The sequence below is a fragment of the Abyssibacter profundi genome, assembly GCF_003151135.1.
Lineage (GTDB): Bacteria > Pseudomonadota > Gammaproteobacteria > Nevskiales > OUC007 > Abyssibacter > Abyssibacter profundi.
In genome coordinates this window covers 24,351-40,939 of the sequence record NZ_QEQK01000006.1, presented here as the reverse complement: position 1 = coordinate 40,939, position 16,589 = coordinate 24,351, and the positions used below count along the sequence as shown (strand labels likewise).

The window sequence follows — 16,589 nt, the reverse complement described above, 5'->3', positions numbered from 1 at the left end:
ACCTCGCGGGGCTGTGTAGTAGCGGCTCCGCGAGTTCTCAGAACTCGACTAGGAGTCGCCATGACACAGCTCACCATCGGTGAACGCACCATTCGCGCCCGCGACGGGCGCTTCTCTCTCAATGACCTGCATCGGGCCAGCGGCGGCGCTGAACGGAATACCCCTAACCGTTGGATTCGCAACCGAGAAACGCAGGACCTGATTAAGGAAGTAGAGCAAACGCCAGATTTGGCGTCTGCCCCCATCGCTACCAAGCGCGGTGGTCACGGGGCCGGCACGTACGCCTGCAAAGAACTGGTCTACGCCTACGCGATGTGGATCAGCCCCAAGTTTCACCTGCACGTGATCCGCGCGTTTGACGCGCTGCAGCAGCACGCACCGCAAGCCGCCCAATCCGCGCCCGCCGACCACATCGTCAAACCGCCCGACATGCTTAGCCTGCGCGTGCTGACTTCGCTGGATCACGAGGGCAAGCAGCACAGCACCATGCTGGGAGATGATGAATTCATCTGCTCATGGGACACCCTGCCAGACCACCTTCACTCAAGCACGCGCGTGAGCGCGGATCAGCTACTGGCCATCCAAAACGAATGCGTTCGGCTGCTGGCAGCCATCGCACGATTCGCGGAGCGCCATAAATGATCGCGTTTAGCAGGACCTGCCGGGCAGCGCTGAGCACACCAGAGAGTTCCGGCGCAGGGCCGGTCGTTCGGGATACGACGTCATCACTACGCGCACGCCCTACTAGGCCAAGTAACCGCCATGATCGCGTCCGCAGCCGCCCACAGGCGCTGGTCGAGCTCCACCGGCTGAACCCTGCAACGGTTGAGTTGTGCCTCATCATTGCGAGCGTCTGTGATCTCCAGCACGCGCCCGTAGAAGCGCTCGCCGTCCAGCTGCTCGGCTTCAAAGAAGACTCGCTCACCGTCTTCAGTGTGCAATTCAACGATGCAGCCCACGTCCGGGAGTCGCGCCGCGTAGTCCGTCCAGTCACCCAAGTCCTCGATCGTGCAACGCCAGTGATCCCCGATCCGTCGTGTGAACTCAGCCATCAATCGCTCCATGCAGTTCTCTCTCCGCTGATAACGGACTGCAGCAACAAAACCGGACACGCTGAAAATGATCTCCGAGGAGGTGGGAGGTGACTGGCGAAGCACCGACGATTGACTGGGTGACACCGCATAAGCTGGAGCAGCTCACGGGTTTGACCGTCAAGGCCATGCAGCGGAAGCGAGAGCGCGGTGTTTGGCGCGCGGGTGAGCAATACCGCTACGATGGGAAAAACGTGCTCTACAGCATCCGGGGATACAACAAATGGGCAAACTCCCTGCCGGCATCGAGATCCACCGCGGGCGACTAAGAATCGTCTTCATGCTCGATGGGCGCCGCCGCCGTCGCAGCCTGGACCTGCCGCCCACAAAGACCAACATCAACGGCGCCGAGCGTTTGCGCGCTGAGATCCTCCGAGCAATAGCGGCCGGTACGTTCCGATGGTCCACGTTCTTTCCTGAGGGCGACGATGCCGCCATCGAGGACAAGACCGACCTCTTCGAGTCAGTGGCCGAAGACTGGTACGAACTGCACACGCACGTGGCCAAGTCCACACGCTTGGGCTACCGCCGATTCCTCGACTACACCTGGTTGCCTGAATTCCGAGGCCGACCGATCCAGAGCATCACCACACTGGATATCAAACGCGTCGTGGCCACAAAAAAATGGGGAGCCAAGCGCGCCTACAATGTCATCAGCTGCCTCCGCCTGATCTTCGATCACGCCATTGAGGCCGAGCTAATCGACGCCAATCCCTGTGCAAAGCTGAAACTCAGCAAACCGCAGAAACCGCTACCTGATCCCTTCAGCCAGGCGGAAGCGACGGCGATCCTGGAATACCTCGAGCAACATGAGCCAGGGTGGCACAACTACTTCGACCTGGTGTTCCACTCAGGACTGCGGCCCAGTGAAGCCATCGCACTACGGTGGCCGCAAGCCGATCTGTTCAACGACCGGGTCCGCATCGAACGGGCGCATGTGGCCCACGAGGACAAGGCAACCAAAACCAACAAGGTCCGCGACGTGCGCCTCAACTCCCGAGCCCGGGCGGCGCTGGAACGCCAGAAAGCCAGCACCTACCTCGCCGGCGACCACGTGTTTCTGCACCCCGGCACCGGCGAGCCCATCAAGGACGACAAAGCCCCGCGCAAAGCGTTCACCCGCGCATTGAAGGCACTGGGCATCCGACATCGCCCCGCGTACAACGCACGTCACACCTACGCCACGGTCGGCCTCATGGCTGGCGCCAATCCCGCCTGGATGGCCAGGCAAATGGGTCACTCACTCAAGGTGTTCTTTGAGGTCTATGCGACGTGGATCGAGGGGCAGGATGGAGATGCGCAGATGGAAAAAGTTGAGACGTTCCTTGCCGCCGAGAAGAACGCATGAGCGTAGAGCTGGCCGAACATGTAGCTGTCATCAGCGACATCATCGTCGGTCTCGCCGCCTTCATGACCGCAGTCGCTGCGCTTTGCGGATTAAGTACTTGGCGCACGGAGATCGCGGGCCAAGCTCACTTTGAGGCCGCAAGAAAGCTTAACCTGGCTACGTTTAGGCTCAAAGGTGCAATTGAAACATGCAGACATCCGGTGTTCGCGGTCTCGGAGTTTCCCCCTGGAGACTATCCGACAGCAGGGGCGGAAGAGCGCCGACGAAATTTTGAACGCTACACTCATGCCTACCGAAACAGATGGGAGCCGGTTCAAGAAGCTTTCGCCGAGTTCAACTCTATAGCTGTGGAATGCGAAGCCCTTTGGGGTCACGAATGCGTACGTGCTGCAGCTGCTATGAGACGCCGTGTGTTTCAACTGCGTGACGCGATCTCGCAGTATCTCTCATCGCTCGCGCCGGAAAATGCAGTCGCCCTGCGTACTAGGGAGCAACAAGATGCGAACAGACGGATACGGCTTTGGGGTGTGACTGTGCCTGAGACGGAGACCGAGGCTGTGGATGATCAGTTCGCTAGAGATGTCGAAGCGGCGATCGCCGAAATTGGCACTCTCACGAAGAGGCATTTGAGGCACTGAGCGGAGCACATTGCCCCCGCTTTGCCCCCAGCCACTCCAAGTCATTGAAAAAATGGTCGGGGCGGAGGGATTTGAACCCCCGACCCTCTGCTCCCAAAGCAGATGCGCTACCAGGCTGCGCTACGCCCCGACGGTGACCACAAACAGGCGGTATTCCACACACCCCTTCGTGAACGATCTGGATCCGGCCACTGATGGGTAGGCTCCAGGCCCGCGGCGGCTGGATCGACTCCGTACCGGCGTCGCGGGCGGCGGATTGTAGCAGGTTCGTCCGGCAATCGGTCAGCCCGTCTGGGGATGGGTCGAATCGCGGCATGGTAGATAGCCGCGGCCACCACGGGCATGCGACAATTTTGGCTGCACCATCAGCCCCTGCCGACTGCATGACAGCCCAACTCATAGACGGACGCGCGATTGCCGACCGCGTGCTGGATCGCGTTCGAAACGCACTGGCATCGCGCGCCGAGAACGACCGCCCCTGCCTCGCCGTGGTCCTGGTGGGCGCCGACCCGGCCTCGCAAACCTATGTCGGCTCCAAGCGACGTACCTGCGAGAAGCTCAACTTTGGCTCGGTGGGACTGGACCTTCCCGCTGACACCACACAGGAAGCGTTGCTCGCGCACATCGACAGGCTGAACGCCGACGATTCGGTCAACGGCATCCTCGTGCAGTTGCCCCTGCCCGCGCACATCGACCCGACGGCCATTATCGAGCGCATCCATCCTGCGAAGGATGTCGATGGCTTTCATCCCTACAACATCGGCCGTCTGGCCCAACGCATTCCTGCGCTGCGCCCCTGCACCCCACTGGGTGTCATGACGCTGTTGGAGGAAAGCGGATTGGACGTGCGCGGCAAGCGCGCGGTGATCGTCGGGGCGTCGAATATTGTCGGTCGCCCCATGGCCATGGAACTGCTGCTGGCCGGTGCCACCGTCACCGTCACCCATCGTTTCACCGAGCGTCTGGATGAAGAGGTCGCGCGGGGTGACCTGGTGATCGCCGCAGCGGGCAAACCCGGCCTGGTGCGCGGCGAGTGGATCAAACCGGGCGCCGTGGTCATCGATGTGGGCATCAATCGCCGTGACGACGGCAAGCTCGTCGGCGACGTGGAGTTCGACGCTGCAAGGGAGCGCGCCGCGTGGATTACACCGGTGCCAGGCGGTGTGGGGCCGATGACCGTGGCCATGCTCATGGCCAACACGCTCACCGCATTCGAAATGCAGCGGCGAGCGTCGCCGGGCGACTAGTCCGATTCAGACTCAGCGCTGTCGTCTGACGCCCCAGCCTTTTCGGTATTAATCCGATTCAGCATGGCCTCATAGGCCAGCGCAACGCTGCGCAGGAACATATCGATCAATTCCTGATCGGGGCGTGACATCGTCGCCGGCCCCGACACGTACAACAGGTGCTGGCCGCCGCCCGTCGATTCGAAGTAACCCGAAAAATGGTCGGGCGTGACGATGTTGCGCTGTTTGCGCAATGCCAGCGTTAAGTTGTGATAGTCGAAATGCGCCAAGGATTCGCGCGGGTTCTGACCGATCATGTCGGTAAATCGGCCTGTTGCAGCAACGATGCGCTCATTCGTCCCTTCCCGAACCGTCGCGATACTGGAGCTGACATACAGCATGTCGGCCGATTCGTAGATCAGCGCGGCGACCTGCTCCAGCACGCCCTGAACAAACTGCTCCACGGATTCGGTTCGAAACAGGTTGGCCGACGCCTGCACCACCTGCAGCAACCCGCGGCGATTCGCCTCCAGCGCTAGCAGGTCACGGTATGACCGCAAGGCGGTATAGACCACCGTGAACAGCTTCTTGGCTGTCAGCTCGGTCTTTTCCTTGTAGTCGTTAATGTCATAGCGGCGGATGACCTCGCGCTCGGGGGCCTGCCCCGGCTGGCCGGTGCGCAGCACGATGCGAGCGAAGCGATTTTCGATCACGTTCCGCACGAAATCGGCCACCTCCAGACCGGCATGGTCCGTCTCCATGACCACGTCCAGCAGGATGACCGCAATATCGCGGCGCTCGCGCAGCACTTCGCGGGCTTCGGATGCCGAGTGCGCCGACACGAATTCCAAACCGCGTCCGGCAAATTCGAAACCGCTGAGCGCCAGCTTTGTGACCGCATGAACTTCTTCTTCGTCGTCGACGATGAGCAGCGGCCAGCGCAAGGCCTCGCCATTGCTCTCCAGCCCTTCGTCGTCGTCTGCAAATACGAGATCGTCGTCCATCACGGCGCCCCAGGAACGTATGGAAAATCAAACGCGAAGCGAGTCCCCTGTCCCGGGGTGCTTTCGCAGCTCACGCGTCCGTCCATGGCCTGCGTGGCAAGGTTATAAACAATATGCAGTCCAAGTCCGCTGCCGCCTTGACCGCGACGCGTGGTGAAGAATGGATCAAAGATCTGTTTGACCTGATCTGCAGGGATTCCGCGCCCATCGTCGGCAAATGTCATCAAAACACGATCTCCGTTGCGCGCGACCGACAAGCTCATTCGGCCCGGCCTGTCGTCGTCGAATGCATGCAACAGCGCATTCATGACCAGATTCGTCACAATTTGCGACCAGTTGCCAGGATGACCAGAGAGAATCAAGCCCTCCTCGCATTCGAAATCCAGCGTATGCGGCGTCTTGCGCAGGTTCGGCGCCAGCGATAGCAGCACGTCTTCCAGATAGGGCCTGACTTCGAAGCTCCGCAATTCATCACTGGACTGGTCAACGGCGACTTGCTTGAAACCTTGAATCAGTTCGGCGGCGCGGCGCAGGTTGCTGAGCAGAATGCCCGCGCTGTCGGTGGCGGTCTTGAGATAGGCATCCAACTGCGACCGCCGGAGTCCACCAGCCAGCATCGCCTCCTGGAGGTCAGTGGTCTGTTCCTGCAAATGACTGGCAGCCGTCACGCCAATGCCGATGGGCGTGTTGATTTCATGCGCCACACCCGCCACCAGCCCGCCCAGCGAGGCCAGCTTTTCCGACACCAGCAATTGTTCTCGCGCGGCTTCCAGGCTTTCCTCTGCGCGCTTGCGTTCGGTGATATCGCGAATCGCACACACCAGCATGGGCTCGCCATCGGACAGCATCCGCCCGATCGAGACCTCCAGCGGAAACTCCTCGCCCGACTTACGCAGCCCAACGCCTTCCCGATCGCCTCGATCCGAGTCACCTAGCGTGCCGGCCAGCATACCGTCGATCAGGTTGCGGACAGTCGAACGCCGGTGTTCGGCGCTCAGATCGACGATGTTCATGCCGACGAGTTCGCTGGCCTCGTAGCCGAACATCCGAACCATGGCCGGGTTCACGGTCTCGATGACGCCACCGTCGCGCACGGTGACCAGACCATCGGGCACCGCCGCCACAATGCTGCGCACCAGATCTTCGGAGGCCCGGCGTACCGCCTGCGACTCCTTGACTTCTTTCGACCGGCGTTCGATGGCATAGCGAATAGTGCGCAGCAGCGCATCGCCATCTTCGTAGTCACCCTTGACGATGTAGTCCTGGGCACCCTGCTGCAATGCCGTGGTGGCAATGGTGTCGTTCTTGAGGCCGGTCAGCACGATGATGGCCGTTTCCGGCGCGACTTCGGTAATGGCGGCAATATTGGCCAGGCCCTCGCCATCTGGCAGTCCCAGATCCAGCAGGACACAATCCACGGAGTGCTCGGCGAGGTGTGCCCGCGCCTCGGACAGCCGGACCACGTGACTCATATCCAGGCCACGGGGAAAGTCCGCCATCGACAAGAAAGTTTCGATCAGGCGGGCATCAAACTTGGAGTCCTCGACCAGCAACAGGCGCATGGGGCCATTGTCGGCAGTTGTCTCAAACGCTGTCACGTCGTTACTCAAATTACTCTCGCCATTGGCGGCCGGCGCTACGCTGGCGCTCGACCTCAGTCGGATTGTAGCGATTCAATGGACGCGAGCAGGCGTTCAGGCTGGCTTCGCGCCTCACCCGGCGTCATGTCGAACCAGCGGCGAAACGCACGATTGAATGCGGTCTGGTCCGAGAACCCAAGCATGAACGCCAACTCGGCGCCTGTCATCCCGGGTTCAGCAAACAATTCCAGCGCAAGCGTGCGTCGGGTGTCATCCACCAAGCGATTGAACGTCCAGCCCTCGGTCGCCAGGCGGCGCTGCAGCGTGCGCGGCGCCACATTCAGCGCGGCGGCGGCCGTGACCAGCTGTGCGTCACCGGCCGCTAAATGCCGGCGCAGCCAGTGTCGCAAACGGCCCTCCGCGCGGCGGGACTGCGCATACTCGGTGAGCAGCCGCTGCGCGTAGCGGTCCATTTGTTCGCGCAACCCGGGGTCGGCCTGGGCCATGCGCAAATCCAGATAGTGGGCCGGAAACTCCAGCGCGGTGACACCGGCATCAAAGTGAACCGGGCATTGGAATAACGCGGCGTGCGCCTGCTGATCATCGGGCGCCGGATGGGGCAGCAGCACGCGCGTGGGCGAGAGGTCCTCGCCGGTAATCCACCGTGCATAGCTCACCCAGCCCGCCAGATTGTGCTCGGCCAGTTGTCGCGTCGGTGGACGCTGCGTCGCCCAGGTCAACCGCAGCTGCCCGTCAGGCAGAGGGGTCAGGCTGGCCTCACCGATATCGGCCACCAGGCGCTGGTAGCGCAGATGGCGTGTCAATGCGTCGCCCAGGGTGTCGCAGCTCATGACGACATAGCCAAGCACCCCGTAGTGTCCTGGCCGGATGGCCGAGCCCACAGCCAACCCAAGATCGGGTCGCCGCAACTGCGCAGCCGCCGCATCAAACAGACGCGCGAACACCGCACCGGGCACCCGGTCGGCCGTCGGGGCCAAGGCCTGGGCAGACAGGCCCACCTGCGACAACAACGCCGGCACGTCACCGCCGGCCTGCTCCACATAGTCCAGCACCGATTGCACATAGCTGACGGCCACGGAGCCCATTATTGACCGCTCCCGGGCCGAATCCGCCGGTCCATGGCGCCATCGGCAAAGGCCTCGGCGCGCACGGTCAAGACGTTCGGGCTATGTTTAGCCATCATTCCAATCAACAAGGAGACACCATGCCCAAGCAGCGGATTGCCATCACCCAGGATTTTCCAGCGTCGCGTGATGCCGTGTTTGCCCATCTCACCGACCACAACAAGGTAGGCCCGATTCTCGGCGCCAAGATGGAGCGCATCAAGGACGGCGACGACGCGCCCAATGGGGTGCACTCCGTGCGCAAGGTGTCCATCGGGCCCCTGTCCTTCGAGGAAACCGTGGTCCGCCACGAGCCCCCGGCCCGCATGGAATACACGGTGACCTCCAAGGCCCCTATCAAGAACCACCGCGGCATCATGCTGTTCGAAGACACCAGCGACGGCTGCCGCCTGCATTACGAAATCCTGTTCGACGGGCGCCTGCCCTTCACGGGCGGACTGATCCGCAAGCAGCTCGAGGCCGCGATTCGTAAGGGTCTCAGCCGCTACGCCCGGTCACTGGCCTAGGCGAACAATCGCCGGGGCCGGACGAACAGCTGCCATACGGAGACACACGATGGAATCACTGATTCTGCTGGCCCTGGCCCCCATCTTCTACGGTTGCATGCTGTGGGAGGCCCTGTACTGGAGACGCCGTGGAGTGGCGCAGTACACCTGGCGCGACACCCTGTCGAACATGACCCTGGCCGGCATGCATCAGGTCGCCGATGGACTGGCCTGGGTCGTACTGCTCGGTCTTTACACGGTCGTTTATCAGTTCCGGCTGCTGGACCTGGACATGGGTCCCTGGGTGGTTGCGGCCCTGTTCATTGGTCAGGACTTTTTCTACTACTGGTTCCACCGGGTGAGCCACGGCATGCGCTGGATGTGGGCCTCGCATGTCACCCATCATTCCTCGGAGCGGCTGAATCTGTCCACGGCGTTCCGCCAAAGCCTCACCTACCCCATCTCCGGGATGTGGGTGTTCTGGCTACCGCTGGCCTGGATCGGCTTCGAACCGCAGTGGGTGGTGCTGGTCGTGGGCATCAACCTCGCCTACCAGTTCTTCGTGCACACCGAAGCCGTGCGGAAACTGCCGGCCTGGGTCGAGTTCATCTTCAACACGCCCTCGCATCACCGGGTACACCATGCGCGTAACGACCGCTACGTCGACCGGAACTTTGGCGGTGTGTTGATCATCTGGGACCGGCTGTTCGGCACGTTTGTCGAGGAGCGTGAGGATGACCCCTGCGAATACGGCATCACCCGCCGTCAGATCCGCACGCATAACCCGATCACGCTGACCTTTCAGGAATGGCGCTACATGCTGCGGCAGGCCACCCAGCCGGGACTGCGCCTCGGTGAGCGCCTGCGGTATCTATGGGGCCATCCCGACTGGGAGGCGGATTCGCTGCAGACTCAGCCCAGCCAGGCGAAGACCCAGGCAATGGGCCAGCCCGTTAGCACCGTGAACAAACCCGCGTAGACGCCCGCCAGCACATCGTCCAGCACAATGCCGGTCCCGCCACCAACGTGGCGGTCGACCCAACGAATTGGCCAGGGCTTGAGGATGTCGAAAAAGCGGAACCAGATGAACGTGATCACCGCCCACACCCAGACCGGCATGGGCGCAACCATCTGCGGAATCGCCATATTGAGCGGGATGAGCGCCAGCCACAGGCCGACGATCTCATCCCAAACAATGCCCGGCTCGTCATGCACTTTTAGCAGCCGGGCACTGGCACCGCAGATATAAAGCCCGAAGAGAAACGCCAGCACCACCACGGCCCAGTACAGCTCGCGCGGCAACCAGCCGATCACCCCGTACAACAGCAGCCCGACCAGGCTGCCGAAGGTCCCGGGCGCAACCGGCGCCAGACCGCTGCCGAATCCGAACGCCCAGAAGTGCACGGGCGTCGTCAGAATGAGTCGATTAGGCGGACGTGGAGTCATGTCGAGCGCTCGGACCGGATTAGAAATGGCGAAAGCCGGAGGATACGGGATCGATTGTCGGCGCGTCGCCCTGCCACTGCAGGCCAGGCGCATCGACCAGTTCACCGATGCACAGGGGCGCCAGGCCCTGCTCGGCCCAGATCGACGCCAGCGTCTGGGCACGCTCGGGCGGCACAGCGACCAGCAGCTCATAGTCATCGCCACCGGTCCAGATCCAAGGCGCCGGCGCCTCGCCCAATGAATCGGCCAGCGCCTGCATGGCAGCGGTCGGGCGCAAGGCATCGGCGTCCAGTCGTGCGCCAAGCCTTGATGCCTTTAGCAGGTGGTCCAGATCAGCCAGCACCCCATCCGAGACATCGATGGCAGCATGCGCCAGCCCCCGCGCTGCCCGCCCGGCCGCACAGCGCGCCTGAGGGCGGTCCAGCCGGGTGAGCAAGGAGGCATCGGGTGTAACCCCCGCAGCGAGCCCGGCCACCGCAGCGGCGGCCTGACCGGTCGTACCGGTTAGCCAGAGCTGATCTCCGGCCTGCGCGGCGCCTCGAGTCAATGGGGCATCTAGGGTTTCGCCCAGGGCCGTCACGCCAATGGTCAACGGCCCGCGGGTGATGTCCCCCCCAACCAGTTCGGCCTCAACCTGCTCGGCTGCCGCCCGAAACCCGTCAGCAAAAGCAGCCACCCAGGCGTCATCGGCCTCGGGCAGCGTCAGCGCCAGCGTCAGCCAGCGCGGCGTGCCACCCATGGCCGCCAGATCGCTGAGATTCACCATCGCCGCTTTCCAGCCCAAGGCATCGGCGGGCACGTCCGGGCGAAAATGTCGTCCGACCACCAGCGTATCGGTGGTTACGAGCAAGGTCGCGCCGGGCGCGGGCGTCAGCGCGGCGGCGTCATCGCCAATGCCGATGCGAACCTCAGCCGAACGGGCGGGACGCTTGAAATGGCGGGCGATGAGTTCGAACTCACCCGTCACCGTTTTGCAGCCTTGACCTCCACCGCACGGGCCTGACGCGCAACGCGGTCGAGTACGCCATTGATATAGCGGTGACTGTCCTGGGCGCCGAATAGTCGGGCCAGTTCCACACCTTCGGTGATGATGACGCGGTACGGGGTTCCGAAATCCTGCGTCAGCTCGTAGGTGCCCAGCAGCAAAATGCCCTGCTCCACCGGATCGATCTGCCCCCAGGGGCGGTCGAGATGTTCGGAGACCTGGCTGGCCAGCGGGCCGGCGGCATGGATAATCCCGCGCAACGCCTCGGCAAACCACTCCGGATCGGCGCTGCGCATGTCCTCGGCCAAGCGGTACTCGGCCAGTAGCGTGGTCAACTCGGCATCGGCCAGACGCCATTGATAAAGCGCCTGAACCAATAGGCGCCGGGTCCAGTGGCGACGATTCGGGCGAGGCTTGCGGGCTGGCTTGGTGGGTTGTTCGCTCACAGCAATCGCATCGCCCGATCAAAGCGCATCATGTCGAGCATGGCTTCAGCGGCCTCGCGTCCCTTGTTGTTCTCCGGGGTCGCCCGCGCCTCGGCCTGCTCGATGTTGTCGACGGTGAGTACGCCAAAGCCAATCGGCAGCTCGCGCTTAATGGCCACGTCCTGCACGCCACGCGCGCATTCGCCCGCGACGAAATCGAAATGGGGTGTGTCGCCCCGTACCACGGCGCCCAGCGCGATCAAGCCGTGAAACCGTCCGGTGCCCGCCATGCCGTCGGCGGCATGGGGGACCTCAAAGGCACCCGGCACGCGGACAAAGCGCATGGCCGACGACGAAATGCCGGCCTCGTGCAGGGCCTCGACAGCACCTTCGACCAGCTTGTCGATGATGTCCACGGCCCAGCTGGTGGCGATAATGCCGATACGGGCGTCGGAGACGTCCTGGTCCAGGGTGATGACGGGCACGCCGAAATCAGCCCGCGTGGTCTTGCTGCGAGCGCGATGATCACTGGACATAGTCGATGACCTCCAAGTCGAATCCTGAAATAGCCGACAACCGCTTGGGTGCCGACAGGACGCGCATCTTGCGCACGCCCAGGTTGGATAGAATCTGGGCGCCCAGACCGTAGGTGCGAAGCTCCTGGTCGGTCGCCTCACGCTCGCCCTGAGGCTCGGGATGCGCCAGCCCGGCGATGCGCGAGACCATCTCCGCCGGGGTTTCGGGGGTCCGAAGAATCACGACCACCCCCTCGCCCTCCTCGGCAATGCGCTTGAGCGCGCTGTCCAGCGGCCAGCCAAAGCTGGCGTGCTGGATTTTGAGCAGATCCGCCAAGGTGTTGCGCACATGCACACGCACGAGCGTCGGCCGGTCTGCCGACGGGGTGCCGCGCACCATCGCCAGATGCAGACAATTGTCGATCTGGTCCTCGTAGACCACCAGATTGAATGGCCCGTGCGGGGTTTCGACCTGCTGAGAGGCGACGCGCGAAATCGTGCGCTCATTGGCCAGGCGGTAGCGAATCAAATCGGCGATGGTGCCGATCTTCAGACCATGTTCCTTGGCGAATTCATGCAGTTCCGGCGCCCGCTTCATGGTGCCGTCATCATTGACGATCTCGCAGATCACGCCACAAGGCCGCTTACCGGCCAAGCGCATTAAATCGACGGTCGCCTCGGTATGCCCGGCCCGGCTCAGCACGCCGCCCTTGTCCGCGCGCAGCGGGAAGATATGCCCCGGGCGGTTGAAATCGCGCTCATGGGATTCGGGATCGGCCAGCGCGCGAATGGTCGTGGCGCGGTCTGCTGCGGAGATGCCCGTTGTCGTCCCGTGCCGGTAATCCACCGACACGGTAAACGCCGTGCGGTGCGACTCGGTGTTCTCCGGGACCATTTGTGGCAGGCGCAGCGCCTCGACCCGATCCGAAGACATGGGCGTGCAGATGATGCCGCTGGAGTGGCGCACGATGAACGCGACCTGCTCCGGTGTAATGCTTTCTGCCGCGACGATGAGATCGCCCTCGTTCTCGCGGTCCTCGTCATCCATCATCACGACCATGCGGCCGGCGCGGATTTCGTCAATGATGTCTTCGATCGAATCTGTCATGCCGATTGTCCAGTCGTTTCAAGCAGGCGCTGCGCGTAGCGCGCCATCAGGTCCACCTCGAGATTGACGCGCGCACCGACCTGCCAGTGCTCCAGCGTCGTCACCTCCCAGGTGTGGGGAATCAAGTTGACTCCAAATTCGTCGCCCTCGACCTCGTTGACCGTCAGGCTGACGCCATCGAGCGCCACGGAGCCCTTGGGCGCGATGAATCGGGCCAGGGTGTTCGGCGCCTGCAGGCGCACACGCCGGCTGCTGGCATCACCTGCCAGCGCGACAATCGTCGCCACACCATCCACATGCCCCTGTACCAGATGGCCGCCTAGCGGCTTGGTCAGCGTGAGCGAGCGTTCGAGATTCAAGCGTGAGCCCACCGCCCAGTCGCCCAGGGTGGTGACCTGCAGCGACTCATTCGAGACATCCGCCGAGAAGCCCTCGGCGTCGATGTCCAGCGCGGTCATGCACGCGCCCGAGCAGGCCACGCTGTCTCCCGCCCGCAGGCCCTCGGTGTAGCCAGCAGGCGTGCGGACACGCATCCGCACATCGCCGCCATGCTGGCGTGTGTAATCGACCACCTCGCCGGTGGCCTCGATCAGACCGGTGAACATGCTTTCGGATGCGCCTGTGCAGGCATAACAGGGCGCGCGATCATACGCCAGTCGGCGCCCAGCTTGCGAACATCGACAATCTCCAGCATCGGCGTCTGGGCGAGATGCTCCAGGCCCGGTAACTCAACCAAGCCGCGCGCACCATTGCCCAGCAGCCGTGGCGCCATGTAAATCACCAGCTCATCGACCAGATTCGCCGCGACCAGCGCGCCCGCCAGGGTCGCCCCGCACTCGACGAACAGCTCGTGCACATCCCGACCGGCCAGCATTTGCAGGGCATGGCCCAGGTCCACTTGCTCGCCCTCGCCCGGCACGGCCAGGCACTCGACATGTTCCGGGTATGCAGCGGCGGCATGGGCGCCTGCAGCGCCGAGCAGCAAGACCGGTGCATCGCCGGCGCAGACGGCCGCATCGGCGGGCGTGCGGTAGCGGCTGTCGAACACCACCCGCGTGGGCTGGCGATCGGTGTCGATGCCACGTGCCGTCAACCGCGGGTTATCCGCCAGCACGGTTTCCACGCCGGTCGCAATGGCGCTGGCCTCGGCGCGCATCCGATGGACATCCAGCCGGGCGGCCTCACCCGTAATCCACTGGCTCTCGCCGCTGGCCATGGCCGTCCGCCCGTCCAGACTCATCGCCAGCTTGAGCCTCACCCAGGGGCGGCCCGCGTCGAATCGTTGAAAGAACCCCGGATTGAGTCGCCGCGCGGCCTCGGCCAGCACCCCGGTCGTCACGCCAATACCCGCTTGCTCCAGGCGGCCCCGCGCACGTCCCCGCGTCCGGGGATTGGGGTCTTCGCAAGCGTAGACCACTCGCGACACACCCGCCTCGATCAGACCATCCACGCAGGGCGGTGTCCGACCGAAATGGCTGCAAGGTTCCAGCGTGACGTAAGCCGTGGCACCTGCAGCTTGGGAGCCGGCCGCCGCCAGCGCCATCCGTTCGGCATGGGGTTCGCCCGCCGCACGATGCCCGCCGGCACCCACGCATTGATCGCCCTGCACCAGCACACAGCCGACGCGTGGGTTGGGATGCGCGGTGTAACGCCCGACGTCTGCGTGCTGAATGGCCAGGGCCATCCAGTGTTCGTCACACGCGGCTGAGTCTTGCACCCGTTGCGAATCCGCGCGTCAGCGCTCGCCGGAGATGAGCGACAGTTGCTGGCGTCGCACTTCCGCGGGGTCGGGTTCGGCTTGCAGTCGCTCGATCTCGGCGCGGAAGGCCTCGACATCCTCAAAGTCGCGGTACACCGAGGCAAAACGCACATAGGCCACATGATCCAGCTCGCGCAGCGCGTCCATGACCAGGTTGCCGACAACACCGGCATCGATGTCCCGGTCGCTAATCGCGACCAGCTTGCGTTTGATCTGGGCGATGGCCGCCTCGATTTGCTCGACGCTGACCGGGCGCTTGTACAACGCCCGCTCCATGCCACGGCGTAGCTTGGGCTCGCTGAACGGTTCGGGCTTGCCGTCGCGCTTGACGATGCGCGGCATCTTTAGCTCGGCCACCTCGAAGGTGGTGAAGCGCCCGCCACAATCGCCACACTCGCGACGGCGGCGGACCTGCGCTTCCTCCGCCATGACCCGGCTGTCGACCACCCGCGTGTCACGGGCTCCGCAGAAGGGACAAAGCACCTGAGGCGGCCGTGGCTCAGGCGGCCGAAGCCGTCTGGGTGTACACCGGATGGCGGGCGCAAAGCGCCTCGACCTTGCCGCGCACGGTGGCGACGGTCTCGTCGACCTTCGCGCTGTCTTCGGCATCCAGGGCGTCCAACACGTCGCAAATCCAGTGGGCGACATTCCGCATATCGTCTTCGTTAAACCCACGTGTGGTCGATGCCGGCGAGCCCAGCCGCAACCCGCTGGTCACACGCGGCGGACGCGGGTCGTTCGGAACCGAGTTCTTGTTGACGGTGATATGCGCCTGGCCCAGGGTCTCCTCGGCGTCGTGACCGGTGACGTTGCGACCGACCATGCTGACCAGAATCAGGTGGTTGTCGGTCCCACCGGAGATGACGTCGTAGCCGCGTTCCAGCACCACCTCGGCCATGGCGGCGGCATTGGCGCGCACCTTGACCTGGTAATCCTTGAACTCCGGCTGCAGGGCTTCTGCAAAGGCCACGGCCTTGGCGGCAATCACGTGCATCAGCGGACCGCCCTGGGTGCCGGGGAAGACGGCCGAGTTGAGCTTCTTGTAGAGGTCGGCATCCCCCGCATTGGAGAGGATCAGACCGCCGCGGGGGCCGCGCAGCGTCTTGTGCGTGGTCGTGGTGACCACGTGGGCATGCGGGATCGGGCTGGGGTACTCACCGGCGGCGACCAGACCTGCGACATGCGCCATGTCGACCATGAACTTGGCCCCGACCTCATCGGCAATGGCGCGCATCTTCGACCAGTCGATCTGGCGAGAGTACGCAGAGAACCCACCGATCAGCATCTTCGGCTGCTCGCGGCGTGCGGTCTCGGCGATCTTTTCGTAGTCGATCAAACCCGATTCGGGGTCGATCTCATAATGCACGGCGTTGTAGTTCTTGCCGGAAAAGTTGGGCTTGGCGCCGTGGGTCAGGTGACCGCCATGGGCCAGACTCATGCCGAGAAAGGTCTCGCCCGGCTTCAGCAGGGCCAGGAAGACCGCAGCGTTGGCCTGTGCGCCGGAATGCGGTTGCACGTTCGCGAACTCGCAGCCAAACAACTGCTTGGCCCGCTCGATGGCCAGGTCCTCGGCCACATCCACATGCTCGCAGCCACCGTAGTAGCGACGGCCAGGGTAGCCCTCGGCGTACTTGTTGGTTAGCAGCGAACCCTGGGCCGCCATCACCCGCGGGCTGGCGTAGTTTTCCGACGCGATCAGCTCGATGTGGGCCTCTTGCCGGGCAGCCTCTGCATCCAAGGCAGCGGCGAGATCGGGATCGAAGGCGGACAGCGTGGAAACATTACGCCACATGTAGGCAACTCCTGCGGGAAGGAACAAAGACAACAATCAATG

The 16,589-nt window shown here is 63.5% G+C and carries 20 protein-coding genes and 1 tRNA gene; 7 read left to right on the top strand and 14 right to left on the bottom strand.

Annotation, left to right across the window (positions count from 1 at the left end):
* Positions 1-60 precede the first annotated feature (60 nt).
* Positions 61-642 carry a KilA-N domain-containing protein gene (locus tag DEH80_RS07850; protein WP_109719949.1) on the top strand — a complete coding sequence of 194 codons (582 nt, stop codon included), beginning with the start codon at positions 61-63 and terminating at the stop codon, positions 640-642.
* A gap of 86 nt (positions 643-728) precedes the next feature.
* Here DEH80_RS07850 and DEH80_RS07845 read toward each other — a convergent pair whose 3' ends face one another.
* A complete protein-coding gene (locus DEH80_RS07845) occupies positions 729-1,052 on the bottom strand; it encodes a hypothetical protein (RefSeq protein ID WP_165831361.1) in 324 nt (107 codons plus the stop codon).
* An 89-nt stretch (positions 1,053-1,141) separates the two neighbouring features.
* Here DEH80_RS07845 and xisR point away from each other — a divergent pair, with 89 nt between their 5' ends.
* The 3 genes from xisR to DEH80_RS07835 are packed head-to-tail and all read left to right on the top strand — an operon-like array spanning position 1,142 to position 3,077.
* A complete protein-coding gene (xisR, locus tag DEH80_RS17150) occupies positions 1,142-1,360 on the top strand; it encodes an excisionase family protein (RefSeq protein WP_133249158.1) in 219 nt (72 codons plus the stop codon).
* Complete coding sequence (locus DEH80_RS07840; RefSeq protein ID WP_109719947.1) at positions 1,315-2,439, top strand: Arm DNA-binding domain-containing protein; 1,125 nt, start codon at positions 1,315-1,317, stop codon at positions 2,437-2,439. Before xisR ends, DEH80_RS07840 begins: the two co-directional genes overlap by 46 nt.
* Positions 2,436-3,077 carry a hypothetical protein gene (locus DEH80_RS07835; RefSeq protein ID WP_109719946.1) on the top strand — a complete coding sequence of 214 codons (642 nt, stop codon included), beginning with the start codon at positions 2,436-2,438 and terminating at the stop codon, positions 3,075-3,077. The genes DEH80_RS07840 and DEH80_RS07835 overlap by 4 nt, the downstream gene beginning before the upstream one ends.
* A gap of 53 nt (positions 3,078-3,130) precedes the next feature.
* Here the strand turns inward: DEH80_RS07835 and DEH80_RS07830 are convergent.
* A tRNA-Pro gene (locus DEH80_RS07830) sits at positions 3,131-3,207 on the bottom strand.
* A gap of 253 nt (positions 3,208-3,460) precedes the next feature.
* Here DEH80_RS07830 and folD point away from each other — a divergent pair.
* On the top strand, positions 3,461-4,324 hold the full coding sequence (folD, locus tag DEH80_RS07825) for a bifunctional methylenetetrahydrofolate dehydrogenase/methenyltetrahydrofolate cyclohydrolase FolD (RefSeq protein WP_109719945.1): 864 nt from the start codon (positions 3,461-3,463) through the stop codon (positions 4,322-4,324).
* Here folD and DEH80_RS07820 read toward each other — a convergent pair.
* From DEH80_RS07820 to DEH80_RS07810, 3 genes are read right to left on the bottom strand one after another with little or no spacing between them, the layout of a single operon-like run.
* A complete protein-coding gene (locus DEH80_RS07820) occupies positions 4,321-5,307 on the bottom strand; it encodes a DUF3369 domain-containing protein (protein ID WP_109719944.1) in 987 nt (328 codons plus the stop codon). The genes folD and DEH80_RS07820 overlap by 4 nt on opposite strands.
* Positions 5,307-6,905, bottom strand: a complete 1,599-nt coding sequence (locus tag DEH80_RS07815) for an ATP-binding protein (RefSeq protein WP_133249157.1) — start codon at positions 6,903-6,905, stop codon at positions 5,307-5,309. Before DEH80_RS07815 ends, DEH80_RS07820 begins: the two co-directional genes overlap by 1 nt.
* Before the next feature lie 56 nt (positions 6,906-6,961).
* Positions 6,962-7,993: an AraC family transcriptional regulator gene (locus DEH80_RS07810; RefSeq protein ID WP_109719942.1), complete on the bottom strand. Its 1,032-nt coding sequence runs from the start codon at positions 7,991-7,993 to the stop codon at positions 6,962-6,964.
* 119 nt (positions 7,994-8,112) lie between these two features.
* Between DEH80_RS07810 and DEH80_RS07805 the strand changes: the two genes are divergently transcribed.
* Positions 8,113-8,538: an SRPBCC family protein gene (locus DEH80_RS07805; protein ID WP_109719941.1), complete on the top strand. Its 426-nt coding sequence runs from the start codon at positions 8,113-8,115 to the stop codon at positions 8,536-8,538.
* 49 nt (positions 8,539-8,587) lie between these two features.
* Positions 8,588-9,496, top strand: coding sequence for a sterol desaturase family protein (locus DEH80_RS07800; RefSeq protein ID WP_109719940.1), 909 nt, complete (start codon positions 8,588-8,590; stop codon positions 9,494-9,496).
* On the opposite strand, the gene DEH80_RS07795 is transcribed toward DEH80_RS07800, so the two are convergent.
* From DEH80_RS07795 to glyA, 9 genes are read right to left on the bottom strand one after another with little or no spacing between them, the layout of a single operon-like run.
* Positions 9,430-9,963: a phosphatidylglycerophosphatase A family protein gene (locus DEH80_RS07795; protein WP_109719939.1), complete on the bottom strand. Its 534-nt coding sequence runs from the start codon at positions 9,961-9,963 to the stop codon at positions 9,430-9,432. The two genes, DEH80_RS07800 and DEH80_RS07795, sit on opposite strands and share 67 nt — an antisense overlap.
* 19 nt (positions 9,964-9,982) lie before the next feature.
* Positions 9,983-10,930: a thiamine-phosphate kinase gene (gene thiL, locus DEH80_RS07790; protein WP_165831360.1), complete on the bottom strand. Its 948-nt coding sequence runs from the start codon at positions 10,928-10,930 to the stop codon at positions 9,983-9,985.
* Complete coding sequence (gene nusB / locus DEH80_RS07785; protein WP_165831359.1) at positions 10,927-11,394, bottom strand: transcription antitermination factor NusB; 468 nt, start codon at positions 11,392-11,394, stop codon at positions 10,927-10,929. The genes thiL and nusB overlap by 4 nt, the downstream gene beginning before the upstream one ends.
* Positions 11,391-11,909 (bottom strand): 6,7-dimethyl-8-ribityllumazine synthase, encoded by a 519-nt coding sequence (gene ribH, locus DEH80_RS07780; RefSeq protein ID WP_109719936.1) that lies wholly within the window; start codon positions 11,907-11,909, stop codon positions 11,391-11,393. The genes nusB and ribH overlap by 4 nt, the downstream gene beginning before the upstream one ends.
* Complete coding sequence (gene ribB / locus DEH80_RS07775; protein WP_109719935.1) at positions 11,899-12,996, bottom strand: 3,4-dihydroxy-2-butanone-4-phosphate synthase; 1,098 nt, start codon at positions 12,994-12,996, stop codon at positions 11,899-11,901. The genes ribH and ribB overlap by 11 nt, the downstream gene beginning before the upstream one ends.
* Complete coding sequence (locus DEH80_RS07770) at positions 12,993-13,601, bottom strand: riboflavin synthase (RefSeq protein WP_109719934.1); 609 nt, start codon at positions 13,599-13,601, stop codon at positions 12,993-12,995. The genes ribB and DEH80_RS07770 overlap by 4 nt, the downstream gene beginning before the upstream one ends.
* The gene (gene ribD / locus DEH80_RS07765) at positions 13,586-14,713 is read right to left on the bottom strand and encodes a bifunctional diaminohydroxyphosphoribosylaminopyrimidine deaminase/5-amino-6-(5-phosphoribosylamino)uracil reductase RibD (RefSeq protein WP_330408663.1); all 1,128 of its coding nucleotides are present in this window, start codon (positions 14,711-14,713) and stop codon (positions 13,586-13,588) included. Before ribD ends, DEH80_RS07770 begins: the two co-directional genes overlap by 16 nt.
* Positions 14,714-14,731: 18 nt before the next feature.
* A complete protein-coding gene (gene nrdR / locus DEH80_RS07760) occupies positions 14,732-15,238 on the bottom strand; it encodes a transcriptional regulator NrdR (protein ID WP_109719932.1) in 507 nt (168 codons plus the stop codon).
* 16 nt (positions 15,239-15,254) lie between these two features.
* Complete coding sequence (gene glyA, locus DEH80_RS07755) at positions 15,255-16,547, bottom strand: serine hydroxymethyltransferase (RefSeq protein WP_109719931.1); 1,293 nt, start codon at positions 16,545-16,547, stop codon at positions 15,255-15,257.
* Positions 16,548-16,589: the final 42 nt, after the last annotated feature.